The following is a 14,753-nucleotide window of genomic DNA, read 5'->3' as shown; positions in this document are numbered from 1 at the left end:
CACCCGAGCACCGAGAAGGCGGGGAGGACAGCCGATGAGTGCACTCGTCCCTCTCCTCGTCGCCCTGCCCCTGCTGGGCGCCGCCGTCACGCTCGTGTTCGGCCGGAACGCGCGCCTACAGGTCTTCGTCACGGTCGCGACGCTCGCGATCGTCTCGGTGATCGCCGCCGTGCTGCTCGTGGTGGTGGATGCGGGGTCGCCCCTCGCGGTCTCGGTGGGCGGGTGGCCGGTGCCGTTCGGCATCGTGCTCTACGTCGACCGGCTCGCGGCCCTGCTCGTGCTCGTCTCGAGCATCGTGCTGCTCGCGGTCCTCCTTTTCTCGATCGGTCAGGGAGCGGCCGACGGCACCGACGAGACGCCGATCTCGATCTTCAACCCCTCGTACCTGATCCTCGCGGCCGGCATCTTCAACGCCTTCATCGCGGGCGACCTCTTCAACCTCTACGTCGGATTCGAGATCCTGCTCGTCGCGTCGTACGTGCTCATCACGCTCGGCAGCACCGAGTCGCGCATCCGCACCGGCGCCGTGTACATCGTCGTGTCGCTCGTGTCGTCGATCCTCTTCCTCGCGTCGATCGCGATGATCTACGGCGCGCTCGGCACCGTGAACATGGCGCAGATCGCCGAGCGGATGACCGAGCTGCCGCAGGAGACGCAGCTCGTGCTGCACCTCATGCTCGTCGTGGCGTTCGGCATCAAGGCGGCCATCTTCCCGGTGTCGTTCTGGCTGCCCGACTCCTACCCGACCGCGCCGGCGCCCGTCACCGCCGTCTTCGCCGGACTGCTCACGAAGGTCGGCGTGTACGCGCTGATCCGCACCGAGACGCAGCTCTTCGCCGAGAACAGCATCGACACGCTGCTGCTCATCATCGCCCTGGCGACCATGATCGTGGGCGTGCTCGGCGCGGTCGCTCAGGCCGAGCTGAAGCGGATCCTCTCGTTCACGCTCGTCAGCCACGTCGGCTACATGATCTTCGGTCTCGCGATCGCGACACCCGCGGCGATCGGGGCGACGGTCTACTACATCGTCCACCACATCGTCGTGCAGACGACGCTGTTCCTCGCGGTCGGCCTCATCGAGCGCCGCGCGGGCAGCACGTCGATCCTGCGGGTGAAGGGCCTGCTCAAGGTCGCGCCGGTGATAGCCGTGCTCTACTTCATCCCCGCGATCAACCTCGGCGGACTCCCGCCCTTCTCCGGATTCATCGGCAAGTTCGCGCTGTTCGAGGCGGCCGCCTCGGTGGGCACACCCCTGATGATCGTGCTGATCGTCGGCGGCATCGTGACCTCGCTCCTCACGCTCTACGCCCTCATGCGCGCGTGGAACCTCGCGTTCTGGCGCGAGGAGGAGGACTCCGCCGAGACCGAGGGCCGCATCTCGTACCTCGGGAACGCACCCGCCGCCGACGAGCAGCAGGAGCGCCGCCGCATCCCGAAGATCATGACGGTCGCGACCGCCGGCATGGTCGGCGTCACGGTCGCGCTGACCGTCTTCGCCGGACCCCTCTACGCGCTGTGCGATCGCATCGGCGCCGTGCTGCTCGAACCCGTCAACCTCGTGCAGCTGGAAGGCGAGGTGGAGGGATGACCAAGGAGACGGGGCACCACATCTGGCGCGACATCGGCGTGCAGCTGCCGTTCCTCGCGTGGCTCGTCGTGCTCTGGATGCTGCTGTGGAGCCAGTTCACGGTGCTGGCCTTCCTCTCCGGACTCGTCGTCGCCGTGTTCGTCACCCGCGTGTTCCGGCTGCCGACCGTCGAGCTGTCGGGGCGCATCAACCTCTGGTACGGCGCTCTGTTCGTCGTGCAGTTCCTGGCGGCGATGATCAGGGGAGCGCTGGCCGTGACGGCGCAGGTGTTCGACTTCCGGCATCAGCCCGGCGCGGCGATCATCGCGGTGCCCCTGCGATACGCCGACGACCTGATGATGACGCACGTGTCCGTGGTGTCGTCGCTGATTCCCGGGTCGCTGATCGTCGAGGCCGACCGCGACCGCCGCATCCTGTACCTGCACGTGATCGGCGTGCGGTCGGCCGATGACGTCGAGAAGCAGCGCGAGGGCGTGCTGCGGTGGGAGCGCCGCATCGTGCGGGCGCTCGGGGCGCCGTCGCAGTACCGTGCTCTCAAGGCAGACGAGCGCGCGGCGAAGGGCGGTGCCCGATGAACACCCTGCTCCTGGTCGTCATGGTCGTGTTCGGTGTCGCGGCGATCCTCACGATCGTCCGGATCGTGCGCGGTCCCTCGATCCTCGACCGTGCCGTCGCGTCCGACGTGCTCCTCACCGAGGTGATGTGCGTGCTCGGCGCCGAGATGGCGATCAACGGACACACCCGCACGATCCCGGTGATGCTGATCATCGCCGCCGTCGGCGTATTCGGGTCGATCTCGGTCGCACGGTTCGTCGCGAGAAGGGACAACACGACGCCATGAACGTGTTCGAACTCGCGCTCCCGAAGGGCGTCGTCGACGTGACGGTGCTCGTGCTGATCCTGCTCGGCGCGGTGCTGTGCCTGTCGGCCGCGGTCGGTCTGCTGCGCTTCCGGGATGTGCCGTCCCGGCTGCACGCGGCGACCAAGCCGCAGGTGCTCGGGCTCGCGCTGATCTGCCTCGCGATCGCGGTGTCGATGGGCTCCCTCGGCAGCATCCTCGTCGGGCTCCTGCTGGTGGCGCCGATCGTGCTCATGCAGTTCGCGACCGCTCCGCTGTCGGCCCACATGGTCGGACGCCAGGCATACCGCAACGGCACCACCGACGAGCGCAGCCTCGTCGTCGACGAGCTGGCCGAGTCGAAGCAGACGCCGCCCGCTGCGGGCTGACGACTCTCGGGCCGCAGAAGGCGACGGCCTCAGAGGCGGTCGGCGAAGGCCTGGATGAGGTCGGCGGCCGGCTCGGAGTCGCTGATGAGCGTGCCGTGCCCGTGGTCGGGGATGACCTGCAGGTCGGCTCCCGGGATCGCGTCGATGATCTCTCGGCACCAGCTCATGGGGGCGAGCGGGTCGTCTTCGCCGCGCAGCACGAGCACCGGACGGTCGATCCGCGCGTAGGCGTCTTCGGGCTCGTGCACCACCGTGGCGCGGATCTTGCGGATCAGGTGCGGGCCGCCGCGCAGGTACTCGCGGGCTCCGCGCCAGATGACGAGCGGGCGTTCGCCCACGAGATCGGTGAGCAGGTAGCGGGCCTGGGCGGCGACGTTGCGTGCGGCCTTGTTCACGGTCGGACCGGCCAGCACGACGCCCTTCACCAGCGACGGATGCCGGGCGGCGAGCTCGGCCGCGATCTGGCTGCCCATCGAATGGCCGATCACGACGACGGGCTCCTCACCGGCGTGGCGGAGATACGCGGCGACGAGGTCGGCGTGGCGCTCCATGGTGAGTGTGCGGCTCGGCTCGGGCGCCTCGCCGAATCCGGGCAGGTCGAGTGCGACGACCCGTCCGCGCAGTCGCTGCACCACGTCGAGGTAGACGCTGCGCCCCATGCCGATGCCGTGCAGCAGCAGGAAGGTCGGACCTGCCTCGCCGAACGACTCGGCGATCAGGGTCGCGCCCTTGTGCTCGAACTCGAGCAGCGTGACCGGCGTGCCCTTCGGTGCGAGGTAACTGGATGCCACCTGTCCACGGTAGTCGAGCGGCGAGCGGTCGGTGAAACCGGGCGTGCGCGACGGAGTCCGATGCTCATGTGAGGATGGAGGGTGACTTCGCGCGACCCCGAACCCGAGACGACGACGGTGCCGGAGGTCGGACCGGCGGCGAAGCCCACCCGCTTTCTCGGGCGACTGGCGTCGAGCCTGAGCGACCCGGTGCTGCGCGCGCTCGTCGCCGCGACCGCGGTCTCGCGCATCGGGCGGGGCGTGTTCTTCGCCGTCACGGTGCTGTTCTTCACGCAGATCATCGGTCTCTCCGCCGCCCAGGCGGCGGTGGTGCTCGCGGTCTCGAGCGGGTGCGGAGTGCTCGGATCGCTGCTCGGCGGCTGGATGGCCGACCGGTGGAGTGCACGTCGACTCGCCTTCGCGTTCGAAGCGCTGGGCGGGTTGCTGCTCGCCGCCTACGCCTTCGCGGGGGACTTCGTGTCGGCGCTCGTGCTCGCCAGCGCCAGCGGCTTCCTCGACTCCATGGGTCACTCCGCGCGGTCGGCGATCATCGCCCGCGGCTTCGCGCCCGAGCGCCGCGTGCACGCCCGGGCGGTGCTGCGCACGGTCACCAACCTCTCGATCGCCGCGGGGTCAGGGCTCGGCGCCGTCGCCCTCGCGCTCGGGACGCCTGAGGCGTACCGCATCGTCATCGCGAGCGGCGGTCTGCTCTGCGCGCTCGGGTCGCTGCCGCTCCTCCGCCTGACCTCGGCGGTGGATTCACCGAGCCGCACCGCGCTCCACGAGGTGCGCACGGAGACCGGCTCCATCGACACGGATGCCGCGAGCGCGTCGCGGCGCGACTGGAGCCGCCGCTCGCCGTGGCGCGACCCGCGCTACCTGCTGCTGACCGTGCTGTCGGCCGTCTTCGGCATGCAGTTCGGGGTGGCGGAGTTCGGCATCCCGCTCTGGATCACCGAGTACACCAAGGCGCCGGAGGTCGTCGTGTCGGTGCTGCTCATCGTGAACACCGCGCTCGTGGTTCTGTTCCAGGTGCGCGCCTCGCGCGGCACGCACGACGTGCGGGTCGCCGGCCGCGTGACCATGGTCGCGGGGTGGCTCATGGTCGCCGCGTGCCTCGTCTACGCGCTCGCCGCAGGGATCCCCGCCTGGGTCGCGATCGTCGTGCTCGTGATCGCGATGGTGGCGCACACGTTCGCCGAGATCCTCTCCCAGGCCGGAGCATGGGGACTGAGCTTCGAGCTCGCCGACCCCGTGCGCGCCGGCGCCTATCAGGGCGTGTTCGGCATGGGTTTCTCGCTCGGCGCCCTCGCCTCGCCGATCGTCGTCAACGCGACCGCCATCACCTACGGACCGGCGGGCTGGGCGATGCTGGCCGCGATCTTCCTCGCCGCGGCGGTCGGGATCTGGGCCATCGCGCGCCGCGCCGCGGCATCCGCCTGATCCCTCGCGTCACCCCCGCCCGCAACTTCTGCGGCCGTGCGCACCTTCTGCGGCCAACGGGACGGCTCTGGGCCGCAGAACATGACCGTGGCCGCAGAAGGTGGCGTGGCCGGACGCGTCACCCGCCGGGGGTCAGCACGAGTGTACGCTGCGCCGCGGCATCCACCGCCTCCGGTGAGAACGCCCAGGGGCGCTGCACTCCCGCCGCCCAGTCGGCGGTCTGGTCGATGTAGTGCTCGTGGAACGCGTGGCCGGACGCGCCGGTCAGGTGGATCCACGTCGAGGCGTCGAAGTCCGACAGGTCGACGACCATGCGCATGGACGGCACCGTCGTGGTGGTGTACGAGACGCCGAGCTCCCACCCGGTGGCGTTGACCACCGAGGCGCCGCCGCCGACGGCATAGGGCCCCCGATTGAACAGCGCCTCGATCGACGCGATCCCCGACGAGCCGAGGGTGTCGCTGGTGAGGGTGATCGCGTGCAGGTCTCCCCAGCGCCAGGCGTCGACGTCGGTGCCCTGCAGCGTCGAGAGCTCGTCGTACGCCTCCTCGGCAGACAGCGCGAGCATCTCGTCCCTGCCCGTGACGTCGATGGCGGGGTTGGTCCACAGCGCGTCGTCCGGGTCGTCGAGCAGCGCGCCCACGACCGTGAACAGGCGTCCCTGACCGCCGGCGGGAAGCGGCTCGTCGCGCTCCGTGAACAGGTTCTGCACGAGGTTCGACCACAGCACGTTGGCGTACGCCGCCGCGGCAGAGGACGGCTCGTTCTGCGCGTCCCAGTCGCGCAGCAGCGCCACGGCATCCTTCGCACCTGCGCCGTCGACGTCGATATCGTCCATCGCACTGGCGAGGCGCTTGCCGATCCACATCTCGCTGTCCATCTGGATGTCGCGCATGTCCTGCGCGGTCAGAGGTCCGGCTGCTGCGCGGCGTTCGATGAGGTGGGCGATGCGACCGGCGCGATAGCCGTAGTCCCAGTCGCGCGAGAGGAAGTACTCGTAGTCGTCCGCGACGATCGCGTTGTTCGCGGTCACGATGTAGCCCGAGGCCGGGTTGTAGACGACCGGCAGCTCCTCGAAGGGGATGAAGCCCGTCCAGTCATACGCGCTGTCCCAGCCGGGCTGCGGCATCCACCCGTCGCCTGCCCCGCGGATCGGGAGGCGGCCGGGCGTCTGATAGCCGATGTTCCCCTCGGTGTCGGCGTAGACGAGGTTCTGCGCAGGCACGTCGAAGAGGGATGCCGCGACACGGAAGTCGTCGAAGTCCTGGGCCGTCGACAGGGCGAAGATCGCGGTGCCGGTGGTCCCGGGGTCGAGTGCCGTCCACCGAAGGCTCAGGGCGTATTCGGCCCCGTCGCCCGGAGGAGCGGATGCCGTCGCGCCGCCGGCCGCGAGCCCGGGCTCCGGGTCATCGGCGAGGGCGGTGAAATCGTCGACGAGCCCCGAGATGATCGGCCCGTGCCCGGTCGAGCGGATCGTGAGGTCGATATCGTCGCCCCCCGCGACGCGGATCGTCTCGGTGCGCTCCTCGAGGGGCACGAGCGCGCCGTCGCGCCAGTACTGGTCGCCCTCTATGCGCTCGACGTACAGGTCGGTGACGTCGGTCGTCAGGTTGGTGAAACCCCAGGCCACGTGCTGGTTGTGGCCGATCACGATGCCGGGGAGACCCGAGAACGAGAAGCCGCCGACGTCGAACGGGCACTCGTCCGACACCTCCGCGCACCGCAGCTGCACCTGGTACCAGACCGAGGGCAGCGAGGCGCCCAGGTGCGGATCGTTGGCGAGCAGCGGCATCCCGCTCTCGGTGAGGTCGCCGGAGACGACCCAGGAGTTCGAGCCGATGCCCTCGCCGACGTCGCCCACCAGCAGGCTCGCGGCCTCGATCACGTCGGAGGCCTCGGTCCAGTCGACCGTCGTCAAGGCCTGCTGCAGGTCCGGATCGCCGTCGGAGGTCGAGAACGCCGCCGGCTCCGCCCCGGTGTCGAGGGCGGGCACGGTCGAGATGGTCGGGACGATCACGGGGTTCTCGTCGAACGGGTAGGGCGGGTACAGCTGTTCGAGCGTGGCGTCGAGCTCGGCGGCATCCGCTCCGCCCTCGGCGAGCCGGGCGGTGAGCAGCGCCCGCTCGGTCTCGTCCTCGATGTTGCCCCGCAGGTCCCAGGCCATGGCTTTCAACCAGGCGACGGAGTCGGCCGGCTGCCAGGGCTCCGGCGCGTACTCCGGGTTCTGTATGCCGAGTACGGCATACTCCAGCGACAGTTCGGATCCCGAGCGTGAGGAGAGGTAGGCGTTGACGCCGTCGGCGTACGCCTCGTAGTAGCCGCGCGTGACGTCATCCATCTGCGCGACCTCCTCCTCGGCGACCTTGCGCCACCCGAGGGCGCGCAGGAACGCGTCGGTGCCGGCCTGCGACTCGCCGAACATCTCGGCGACCCGGCCCGCCGTGACGTGGCGGCGGAAGTCCATCTCGAAGAAGCGGTCCTGCGCATGCACGAAGCCCTGCGCGTAGAAGAGGTCGTGCGAGGAATCGGCCGTGATCGTCGGCACGCCGCTCGCATCGCGTTGAACCGTCACCTCGGCCTGCAGTCCGTCGAGGCGCAGTTCGCCCTCGGCCTGCGGGAAGGAGCGTTGAATCGTCCAGGTCACGAAGAACGCGGCGGCGACGGCGATCACCATCATCGCTGCGACGACGACGAACGCGATCCTGCCCAGCCGCACTCCCCACGAGCGGCGCGCAGGCTCCACGACGGATACCTGATCAGTTGTCATCATCGAAAACTCTCTCGGGTGGCTCGACGGGACTCAGTCCCAGAGAGCCCCAGAGCGCGTCTCACGGACGCGTTCTCGAATCCTAGTCACAGACCCGACGCGCTGTCAGCCGATCAGGCTCGGCTGGAGGTCGCGCAGGGTGCGGCGATGCGTCATCCGCGTGACGCCGATCGCCGCGAGTGCGAGCGCGCCGACGAGCCACATCCCGAGCACCGCGAGATCCCACCCGGCGCGGGCGAGGTCGCCGCCGTACATGAGCTGTCGCATCGCGTCGACGACGTACCCGAGGGGGAGCACGTGGTGCAGGGCGGCGAGGGGTGCAGGCAGCGTCTGCCACGGGAACGTGCCGCCGGCTGTCACGAGCTGCAGCACCATCAGCACGAGGCCCAGGAACTGCCCGACGGATCCGAGCCACACGTTCAGCGCCAGGATGATCGCCGCGAATGTCGCCGACGCCGCCATCAGGACCCCGAGCGTCCCGATCGGATTGTCGAAGGTGAACCCGAGGGTGATCGCGAGGATGCCCATCAGGCCGAGCATCTGCACGGCGCCCAGCATCGCCGGGGTGAGCCAGCCCGCGAGCGTCACGCGGATCGGCGAGTGCAGGGCAGTGACCGCTCGGCGCGAGATCGGCTTGACGATGAGGAACAGCGCGTAGATGCCGATCCAGGCCGACAGCGCGGCGAAGAACGGTGCGAGCCCTGCGCCGTAGTCCTCGGCCGATGCGACCTTGTCGCTCGACACCTTCACCGGGTCGGCGATGGTGTCGGCCTGCTTCTCGCGCAGCTCGGGAGTGGATGCCGGGATGCGCGCTACTCCGTCGGCGAGACCGTCGCGCAGCTGGGCGGCGCCGTCGGAGAGGGTCGCGAGACCGTCACGCAGTTGCACGGCACCGTCGTTCACCGCGGCGGCGCCGGAGGCGGCCGTGCTCGCACCGCTCGCGAGCTGGGACGCGCCCGATGCCACTGCGGCGGCGCCGTCGGCGAGCTGGTCGACCTTGCCGACGGCGGCCTGCACGGTGGTGTTGCCCTCCTGCAGACGGGTCCCGAGCGGGTCGAGGGTGGCGAGCACCTGATCGATCTCCTCCTGGGCGAGGCCCTGATCGGCGAGCAGCGCCTGGATGTCGGCGCGCACCTGTGGCAGGGCGTTCGTCGCCTGCTGCACGACGGCACCCGCGCGATCGGCGACATCGGCGAGCTGGCGGTTGCCGTCGCTCACCTGCTGGGCTCCGGCCGCGAGTGTGTTCGCTCCGCTCGCGAGCTGCGCGGTGCCCGAGGCCAGCTGCGACGTGCCGTCGGCGAGCGTGGCGCTGCCGGATGCTGCGGTCGTCGCCCCGTCGGCGAGCTGGGTGGCGCCGTCGACCGCCGTCACGAGGTTGTCTCGCACCTCGCTGAGACCGGTCAGCAGGCGCTCGGCAGCCTCACTGCCGACCATCTCGGCGACGGAGCTGCGGATCTTCTCCACCGCTTGAGTGCCCATCGACGATGCGAGGTAGTTGTTCGCATCGTTCGTCTCGAGGTCGATGCGTGCCTGATGCGGATCGTCGCCGGCGGCCGACGTGAGCGCCGCCGAGAAGTCGGAGGGGATCGTCACGGTGAAGTCGACGGACCCCGTGCGCAAGGCCTCGGCCGCCTCGTCCTCGGTCATCCGCTGCCAGTCGAAGGCGTTGCCGTCGATGAGGTTGTCGGCGACGTCCTCGCCGTAGTTGACGGTGTCGTCGGCCTGTTGCGTGGCATCCGTGGTCGGCGCCGGCGCCCCCTCGTCGTCGACCACCAGGGCCACCGGGACCTCAGGGAACTTCGCGTACGGGTCCTGGTTCGCCCACAGGTACAGGCCGCCGTAGAGGATCGGCACGCACACGAGCGCGACGAGCGCGATGATGCCCATCTTGCTGGCGGTGAGCCGCCGCAGTTCGGCGGCGATCATGGCGGGGACCTTCATCGTGCGCCCTCCTCGTCTTCGGTGTGCTGCGGGTCATGGCGCGTTTCGTCTCGGTCGGCTTCGCCGTCCGCGCTCAACGACCCGTCGCGAGCCTCGGTCGTCGGGTCGGGAGGCGTGTCGTCTCGGTCGGCTTCGCCGTCCTCGCTCAACGACCCGGTGGGTCCCTCGGCATCCGCATTGAGCGTCAGCGGCTCGATCGGACCGGACGCGTTCACGGCGTCGAACTCCTGCATCCGCTCCAGAGCGACGGCCGCCGACCCGCCGACGATCACGAGCATGGCGTAGCCGCGGTCGGCGAACTCCATCGCGATGCGCCACCAGCCGTCGGGGCTTCCGCCATGGCGGTCGGGGGCCACGAGCACGATCGCCTGCGTGCCTTCGCGCAGCACGGCGAGCTCGCACAGGATGCGGACGCGCGCCGCCGGGTCGACGTTGCCGATCGGCACGGACGCGAGTTCGCCGTAGCCGAGCTGGTTCAGCCAGCGGCGGGCGTGCAGCGGTGTGGCGCCGAGTCCGGCGAACATGAGCTCTTCGCCGACGACGCCGGCGAGGGCGATGTCGGGGTGGGGGTCGCTGACGTCGGGGGCGTCGACGAGAGCGACGGTGCGGCGCAGCATCCGATTGTCCGTCGCGCCGTCGATCGTCACACGTCCGGTCTCGGGGCGCATGCGACCGCTGGCGATGAGTCCGAGCACGGTCGGTCGCTGCTCGGTCTCGGCGAGGGCGAAGCGCACGGCGCCGGTGTGGAACTCGAGACTGGTGCTCGGCAGGGCCTGGCCGCCGCGGCCCTTGCTGACCTCGTGCAGGGTGATCCTCATGCGTCGACTTCCTCGGCCTCGATGATGTCGGGGTGGGAGCGGAGAAGCTCGTCTGCTTCGCGCCAGGAGAGTCCCGCGATGCTCAGCAGTGCCCGCACGGCGAGGTTCGCGGCGCCGCTGCTGCTCGCGTCGGTGCGGGAGACGACGGTGCGGGCGACTTCTTCGATGAGCCGCGCGAGTGTCGGGGCGGCGATGTCGGTGCGGAAGCTGCCCGCATCCTGCCCGCGCCGCACGAGTGCGGCGACCGTGCGACGCAGCGGCGCGAGTGCGGCGGCGGTGTGCTCGACGTGCGCCTCGTCGAGCGCGAGGGCGGCGGCGAACTGCACGTGCGAGGCCTCGCGCCAGAGGCGGGCGGCGAGCCGGGCGAGCGCGATGCGCGGTTCGATGTCGGTGACCGACTCGGCGATCGCGTTGAAGCGCTGCGCGCCGGTCGAGATGAGTTCGCGGATCAGAGCGTCGCGGTCGTCGAAGTGTCCGTAGAGGGTGCGGCGCGAGAGACCGGCGCTCCGGGCGATGACGTCGATCGACGCGCGAGGGTCGTTCGCCAGGGTCGCGCGGGCGGCGTCGAGGATGCCGGCGCGGTTCTCGACCGAATCGCGGCGGGGTGCACGGGTGCTCATGCCTCCATGATAGTTATGTTGCACATAACTGTGCAACATAACTCGGAAGACTCACAGCCCAGGTCCTCCACCCCGACAGAGCGTCGGGGAAGGCCCGGCGGGGGAACGCGGAAGAGGGGCGGATGCCGCAGCATCCGCCCCTCTTCTGCGCGTGGTGTCAGTCGGTGCCGGAGTCGAAGGCGGCGCCCTCGGATGCCGTGTCGACGGCATCCGCGAACTTCTCGTCGACCTCTTCGACCGAACCGGTGATCTCGGCGGACTCGCCGGCGGTCACGCGGCCGACCAGCTCGCCCGTCGCGCCACCCACGAGGCCGAGGCCGGCGTACTGCTCGAGGCGGGCACGGGAGTCGGCGATGTCGAGGTTGCGCATCGTGAGCTGTCCGATACGGTCGACCGGGCCGAAGGCGGCGTCTCCCACACGCTCCATCGACAGCTTCTCGGGGCCGTACGACAGGTTCGGCGAGACGGTGTCGAGGATCGTCCAGTCGTCGCCGCGGCGGAGACGGATCGTCACCGAGCCCGAGATCGTCGATCCGACCCAGCGCTGGATCGACTCGCGCAGCATGAGCGACTGCGGCTCGAGCCACCGGCCCTCGTACATGAGGCGGCCGAGGCGGCGACCCTGCTCGTGGTACGTGGCGAGGGTGTCCTCGTTGAGGATGCCGTTGACGAGGCGCTCGTACGCGATGAAGAGCAGCGCCATGGCGGGGGCCTCGTAGATGCCGCGCGACTTCGCCTCGATGATGCGGTTCTCGATCTGGTCGCTCATGCCGAGGCCGTGGCGTCCGCCGATCGCGTTCGCCTCCTGCACCAGGGCCACCGGGTCGGCGAACTCGACGCCGTTGATCGCGACGGGACGGCCGCCCTCGAAGCTCACGGTGACGTCTTCGGTCTCGATCGCGACCGAGGGGTCCCAGAACTTGACGCCCATGATCGGGTCGACGGTCTCGAGCGAGACGTCGAGGTGCTCGAGGGTCTTCGCCTCGTGGGTCGCACCCCAGATGTTCGCGTCGGTCGAGTACGCCTTCTCGGCGGAGTCGCGGTAGGGGAAGTCGTGGGCGACGAGCCAGTCGCTCATCTCCTTGCGACCACCGAGCTCGGTGACGAAGTCAGCGTCGAGCCACGGCTTGTAGATGCGCAGGCGCGGGTTGGCCAGCAGGCCGTAGCGGTAGAACCGCTCGATGTCGTTGCCCTTGTAGGTGGAGCCGTCGCCCCAGATGTCGACGCCGTCCTCCTTCATGGCGCGCACCAGCAGCGTGCCGGTGACCGCGCGGCCGAGGGGAGTGGTGTTGAAGTACGTCTTGCCGCCGGAGCGGATGTGGAACGCGCCGCACGAGAGGGCGACGAAGCCCTCCTCGACCAGGGCGGTCTTGCAGTCGATCAGTCGCGAGGCCTCGGCGCCGTACTCGAGCGCGCGGCCCGGGATCGACTCGATGTCGTCTTCGTCGTACTGACCCAGGTCGCCGGTGTAGGTGTAGGGCACCGCGCCCTTGTCACGCATCCACGCGACGGCGACGGAGGTGTCGAGTCCTCCGGAGAAGGCGATGCCGACGCGCTCGCCGACGGGCAGTGACTGGAGGACCTTGGACATGCCTTCCAGTCTATCGGCGGCGTGTCGCCTGTTTTCGCGGGCGCCGGTAACAGGAGCATCGCCCGAGATCAGGAGGATGCCGACAGTGTCCTCCTGATCTGGGTGCATGCCCCTGATCTCGGGACGGAGGGGACGATCAGGCGGATGCCGCGGCCAGCGACGCGCGCTGTGTCGCGGCGTACTGCCCACCCCAGGCGGTGAGCGCGTCGACGAGCGGCATGGATCCGCGGCCGAGGTCGCTGAGGCGGTACTCGACCTTCGGGGGCACCTGTCGGTATACCTCGCGTGTGATCAACCCGTCGTCTTCGAGCTCGCGCAGCTGACGCGTGAGCACGCGGGCCGTCGGCTCGTCGAGCAGGCGGCTGAGCTCGCCGAAGCGAAGCACCTCGTGCTCGCCGAGAAGGCTCAGGATGCTGGGCTTCCACGCCCCGCCGAGGACGGCGATCGAGATCTCGGCGTCGCAGGCGTCGCCCCACTCGCGCACGATGCGTTCGGTCTTCTCCCTCATCGCTCCGCCTTCCGTCGACCGCCATGGTATCCGAAACGTCAGTATGTGACCTGGATGACCGTACTTGTCGGAATCGTACCCCTCCGCCAGACTCGTGTGGTGACCTTCCCCGTCCCCGTCGTCTCCGCTCACGCGCGCCGCGCTCGGCGTCCCTGGCTGGCCATGATCCCGCTGCTGCTCGGCATCCTCATCGGAGCCCTGGCGATCAGCAGCGTGTCGACCGCGCTCCCGGCGATCCGGGGCGATCTCACCCTCACCGACAGCGGTGCGCTGTGGCTGGTCGACGTGTATGCGCTGGCGCTCGCGGCGACGCTCATCCTCGCCTCGCGCATCGGCGACACCTTCGGCCGCAAGCGCATAGTCCTCATCGGTCTCGCCGGCTTCGCGGCGCTCAATCTCGTGGGCGGGCTGGCTCAGGACGGACTGCTGCTCATCGTCGTGCGCGCGCTGCTCGGTGTGGCCGAGGCGTTCGTCGTGGCGGGGGTCGTCGCAACCATCGGCGCGCACTACCAGGCGCGTCAGCGCGTGCTCGCCTACGGTCTCTGGACGGCGACGTTCGGCACCGGCAGCGCCCTCGGGCCGGTGCTCGGCGGCATCGTCACCGAGGGACCGGGATGGCGGTGGCTGCTGCTCGGCAGCGTGCCGCTCGCCGTGCTCGCCGGCATCCTCGCGATCTGGCTCGTGCCCGACTCGCGCAGCTCGCGGCCCGCGTCGTGGGACGTGCTCAGCATCCTGTCGTCGATCGTGGCGCTCGGCGCGCTCGTGTTCGCCCTGCACGAGGCGCTCGCGGCGCCGATCGCGGCTGCCGTCGCCGCCGTCGTCGCCGTCGCGACCCTCGTGTACTTCATCCGGCGCCAGCGTGCACTCCGTGAACCGCTCATCGACATGCGGCTGTTCTCGGTGCCGGGGTTCAGCCCGGCGATCGTGCGCATCGTGGCGAGCAGCGGTGTGGCCGCGGCATCCGTCCTGCTCGTCAGCCTGCACCTGCAGGATCTGCGCGCGCACACCGCCGCCGAGGCGGGGATCGCGATCCTCCCGCAGGCGGTCGCCATCGCGCTGGGCGGGGTGGTCGCTCCGCTCTTCCTGCGTTGGCTGACCTCGCCGACGCTGACCGTGCTCGCGCTCCTCGTGCAGGGAGCGGGACTCGCCTGGCTGGCGTTCGATCCCGACATCGTCGCCATCCCGCTCGTGCTCGTCGGTGCCGGGTTCGGCGTCGCCGCGACTCTCGCCGCCACGACCCTCTTCGACGTCACGACCGAAGACGACGCGGGGCAGGTCGGAGCGATCCAGGAGGTGAGCTTCTCCCTCGGTGGCGGGCTCGGCATCGCCGTGCTCGGCACGATCGCGACGATCGTCGGCACGGCCGGATTCGCCGTCGCGCTCGTCGTCGCGGCCGTGGCCGTCGTCGCAGCCGCTCTGCTCCCGCTGCGGCGGGCAACGGTCGTGACCACCCCGGCCGGCGCCCGCTGACCAGAACCGA

At 70.1% G+C, this 14,753-nt stretch carries 13 protein-coding genes; 6 read left to right on the top strand and 7 right to left on the bottom strand.

From position 1 onward, the window contains the following. The first annotated feature begins 34 nt into the window (after positions 1–34). From AUC47_RS04985 to mnhG, 4 genes are read left to right on the top strand one after another with little or no spacing between them, the layout of a single operon-like run. On the top strand, positions 35–1,588 hold the full coding sequence (locus tag AUC47_RS04985) for a Na+/H+ antiporter subunit D (RefSeq protein ID WP_096714095.1): 1,554 nt from the start codon (positions 35–37) through the stop codon (positions 1,586–1,588). Continuing rightward, positions 1,585–2,163, top strand: a complete 579-nt coding sequence (locus AUC47_RS04980; RefSeq protein WP_096714094.1) for a Na+/H+ antiporter subunit E — start codon at positions 1,585–1,587, stop codon at positions 2,161–2,163. Before AUC47_RS04985 ends, AUC47_RS04980 begins: the two co-directional genes overlap by 4 nt. Further along, positions 2,160–2,429, top strand: a complete 270-nt coding sequence (locus AUC47_RS04975) for a monovalent cation/H+ antiporter complex subunit F (protein WP_096714093.1) — start codon at positions 2,160–2,162, stop codon at positions 2,427–2,429. Before AUC47_RS04980 ends, AUC47_RS04975 begins: the two co-directional genes overlap by 4 nt. Further along, positions 2,426–2,815: a monovalent cation/H(+) antiporter subunit G gene (mnhG, locus tag AUC47_RS04970; RefSeq protein ID WP_096714092.1), complete on the top strand. Its 390-nt coding sequence runs from the start codon at positions 2,426–2,428 to the stop codon at positions 2,813–2,815. Before AUC47_RS04975 ends, mnhG begins: the two co-directional genes overlap by 4 nt. 29 nt (positions 2,816–2,844) lie before the next feature. Here mnhG and AUC47_RS04965 read toward each other — a convergent pair whose 3' ends face one another. Beyond that, the gene (locus AUC47_RS04965) at positions 2,845–3,606 is read right to left on the bottom strand and encodes an alpha/beta fold hydrolase (RefSeq protein WP_096714091.1); all 762 of its coding nucleotides are present in this window, start codon (positions 3,604–3,606) and stop codon (positions 2,845–2,847) included. Between the two features lie 81 nt (positions 3,607–3,687). Here AUC47_RS04965 and AUC47_RS04960 point away from each other — a divergent pair, with 81 nt between their 5' ends. Further along, complete coding sequence (locus AUC47_RS04960; RefSeq protein WP_256999444.1) at positions 3,688–5,028, top strand: MFS transporter; 1,341 nt, start codon at positions 3,688–3,690, stop codon at positions 5,026–5,028. Between the two features lie 118 nt (positions 5,029–5,146). Here the strand turns inward: AUC47_RS04960 and AUC47_RS04955 are convergent, their stop codons facing one another. The 6 genes from AUC47_RS04955 to AUC47_RS04930 all read right to left on the bottom strand — a co-directional run bounded on the left by AUC47_RS04955 (position 5,147) and on the right by AUC47_RS04930 (position 13,273). Continuing rightward, positions 5,147–7,795, bottom strand: a complete 2,649-nt coding sequence (locus AUC47_RS04955; protein ID WP_179297528.1) for a penicillin acylase family protein — start codon at positions 7,793–7,795, stop codon at positions 5,147–5,149. A gap of 105 nt (positions 7,796–7,900) precedes the next feature. Continuing rightward, positions 7,901–9,736 carry a YhgE/Pip family protein gene (locus AUC47_RS04950; protein ID WP_096714090.1) on the bottom strand — a complete coding sequence of 612 codons (1,836 nt, stop codon included), beginning with the start codon at positions 9,734–9,736 and terminating at the stop codon, positions 7,901–7,903. Beyond that, a complete protein-coding gene (locus AUC47_RS04945) occupies positions 9,733–10,554 on the bottom strand; it encodes a hypothetical protein (RefSeq protein ID WP_179297520.1) in 822 nt (273 codons plus the stop codon). Before AUC47_RS04945 ends, AUC47_RS04950 begins: the two co-directional genes overlap by 4 nt. Beyond that, entirely contained in the window at positions 10,551–11,174 is a 624-nt protein-coding gene (locus tag AUC47_RS04940) for a TetR/AcrR family transcriptional regulator (protein ID WP_096714089.1), read from the bottom strand. Before AUC47_RS04940 ends, AUC47_RS04945 begins: the two co-directional genes overlap by 4 nt. A 157-nt stretch (positions 11,175–11,331) precedes the next feature. Next, positions 11,332–12,765 (bottom strand): argininosuccinate synthase, encoded by a 1,434-nt coding sequence (argG, locus tag AUC47_RS04935; RefSeq protein ID WP_096714088.1) that lies wholly within the window; start codon positions 12,763–12,765, stop codon positions 11,332–11,334. A 136-nt stretch (positions 12,766–12,901) separates the two neighbouring features. After that, positions 12,902–13,273 (bottom strand): winged helix-turn-helix transcriptional regulator, encoded by a 372-nt coding sequence (locus tag AUC47_RS04930; protein WP_096714087.1) that lies wholly within the window; start codon positions 13,271–13,273, stop codon positions 12,902–12,904. A 99-nt stretch (positions 13,274–13,372) separates the two neighbouring features. On the opposite strand from AUC47_RS04930, the gene AUC47_RS04925 reads away from it, so the two are divergent. Continuing rightward, positions 13,373–14,743, top strand: a complete 1,371-nt coding sequence (locus AUC47_RS04925) for an MFS transporter (RefSeq protein ID WP_179297519.1) — start codon at positions 13,373–13,375, stop codon at positions 14,741–14,743. The last annotated feature ends 10 nt before the right edge of the window (positions 14,744–14,753 follow it).

Source organism: Microbacterium sp. SZ1 (assembly GCF_002362255.1).
Classification (GTDB): domain Bacteria; phylum Actinomycetota; class Actinomycetes; order Actinomycetales; family Microbacteriaceae; genus Microbacterium.
Note: the sequence above shows the minus strand (reverse complement) of the source record. Positions and strands in the feature narration are given on the sequence as shown.

Excerpts from the sequence above, each read along its gene's own strand:
- AUC47_RS04985 (WP_096714095.1), top strand. The coding sequence starts at position 35 with ATGAGTGCACTCGTCCCTCTCCTCGTCGCCCTGCCCCTGCTGGGCGCC.
- AUC47_RS04980 (WP_096714094.1), top strand. The coding sequence starts at position 1,585 with ATGACCAAGGAGACGGGGCACCACATCTGGCGCGACATCGGCGTGCAG.
- AUC47_RS04975 (WP_096714093.1), top strand. The coding sequence starts at position 2,160 with ATGAACACCCTGCTCCTGGTCGTCATGGTCGTGTTCGGTGTCGCGGCG.
- mnhG (WP_096714092.1), top strand. The coding sequence starts at position 2,426 with ATGAACGTGTTCGAACTCGCGCTCCCGAAGGGCGTCGTCGACGTGACG.
- AUC47_RS04955 (WP_179297528.1), bottom strand. The coding sequence starts at position 7,795 with ATGACAACTGATCAGGTATCCGTCGTGGAGCCTGCGCGCCGCTCGTGG.
- AUC47_RS04950 (WP_096714090.1), bottom strand. The coding sequence starts at position 9,736 with ATGAAGGTCCCCGCCATGATCGCCGCCGAACTGCGGCGGCTCACCGCC.
- AUC47_RS04945 (WP_179297520.1), bottom strand. The coding sequence starts at position 10,554 with ATGAGGATCACCCTGCACGAGGTCAGCAAGGGCCGCGGCGGCCAGGCC.
- AUC47_RS04940 (WP_096714089.1), bottom strand. The coding sequence starts at position 11,174 with ATGAGCACCCGTGCACCCCGCCGCGATTCGGTCGAGAACCGCGCCGGC.
- argG (WP_096714088.1), bottom strand. The coding sequence starts at position 12,765 with ATGTCCAAGGTCCTCCAGTCACTGCCCGTCGGCGAGCGCGTCGGCATC.
- AUC47_RS04930 (WP_096714087.1), bottom strand. The coding sequence starts at position 13,273 with ATGAGGGAGAAGACCGAACGCATCGTGCGCGAGTGGGGCGACGCCTGC.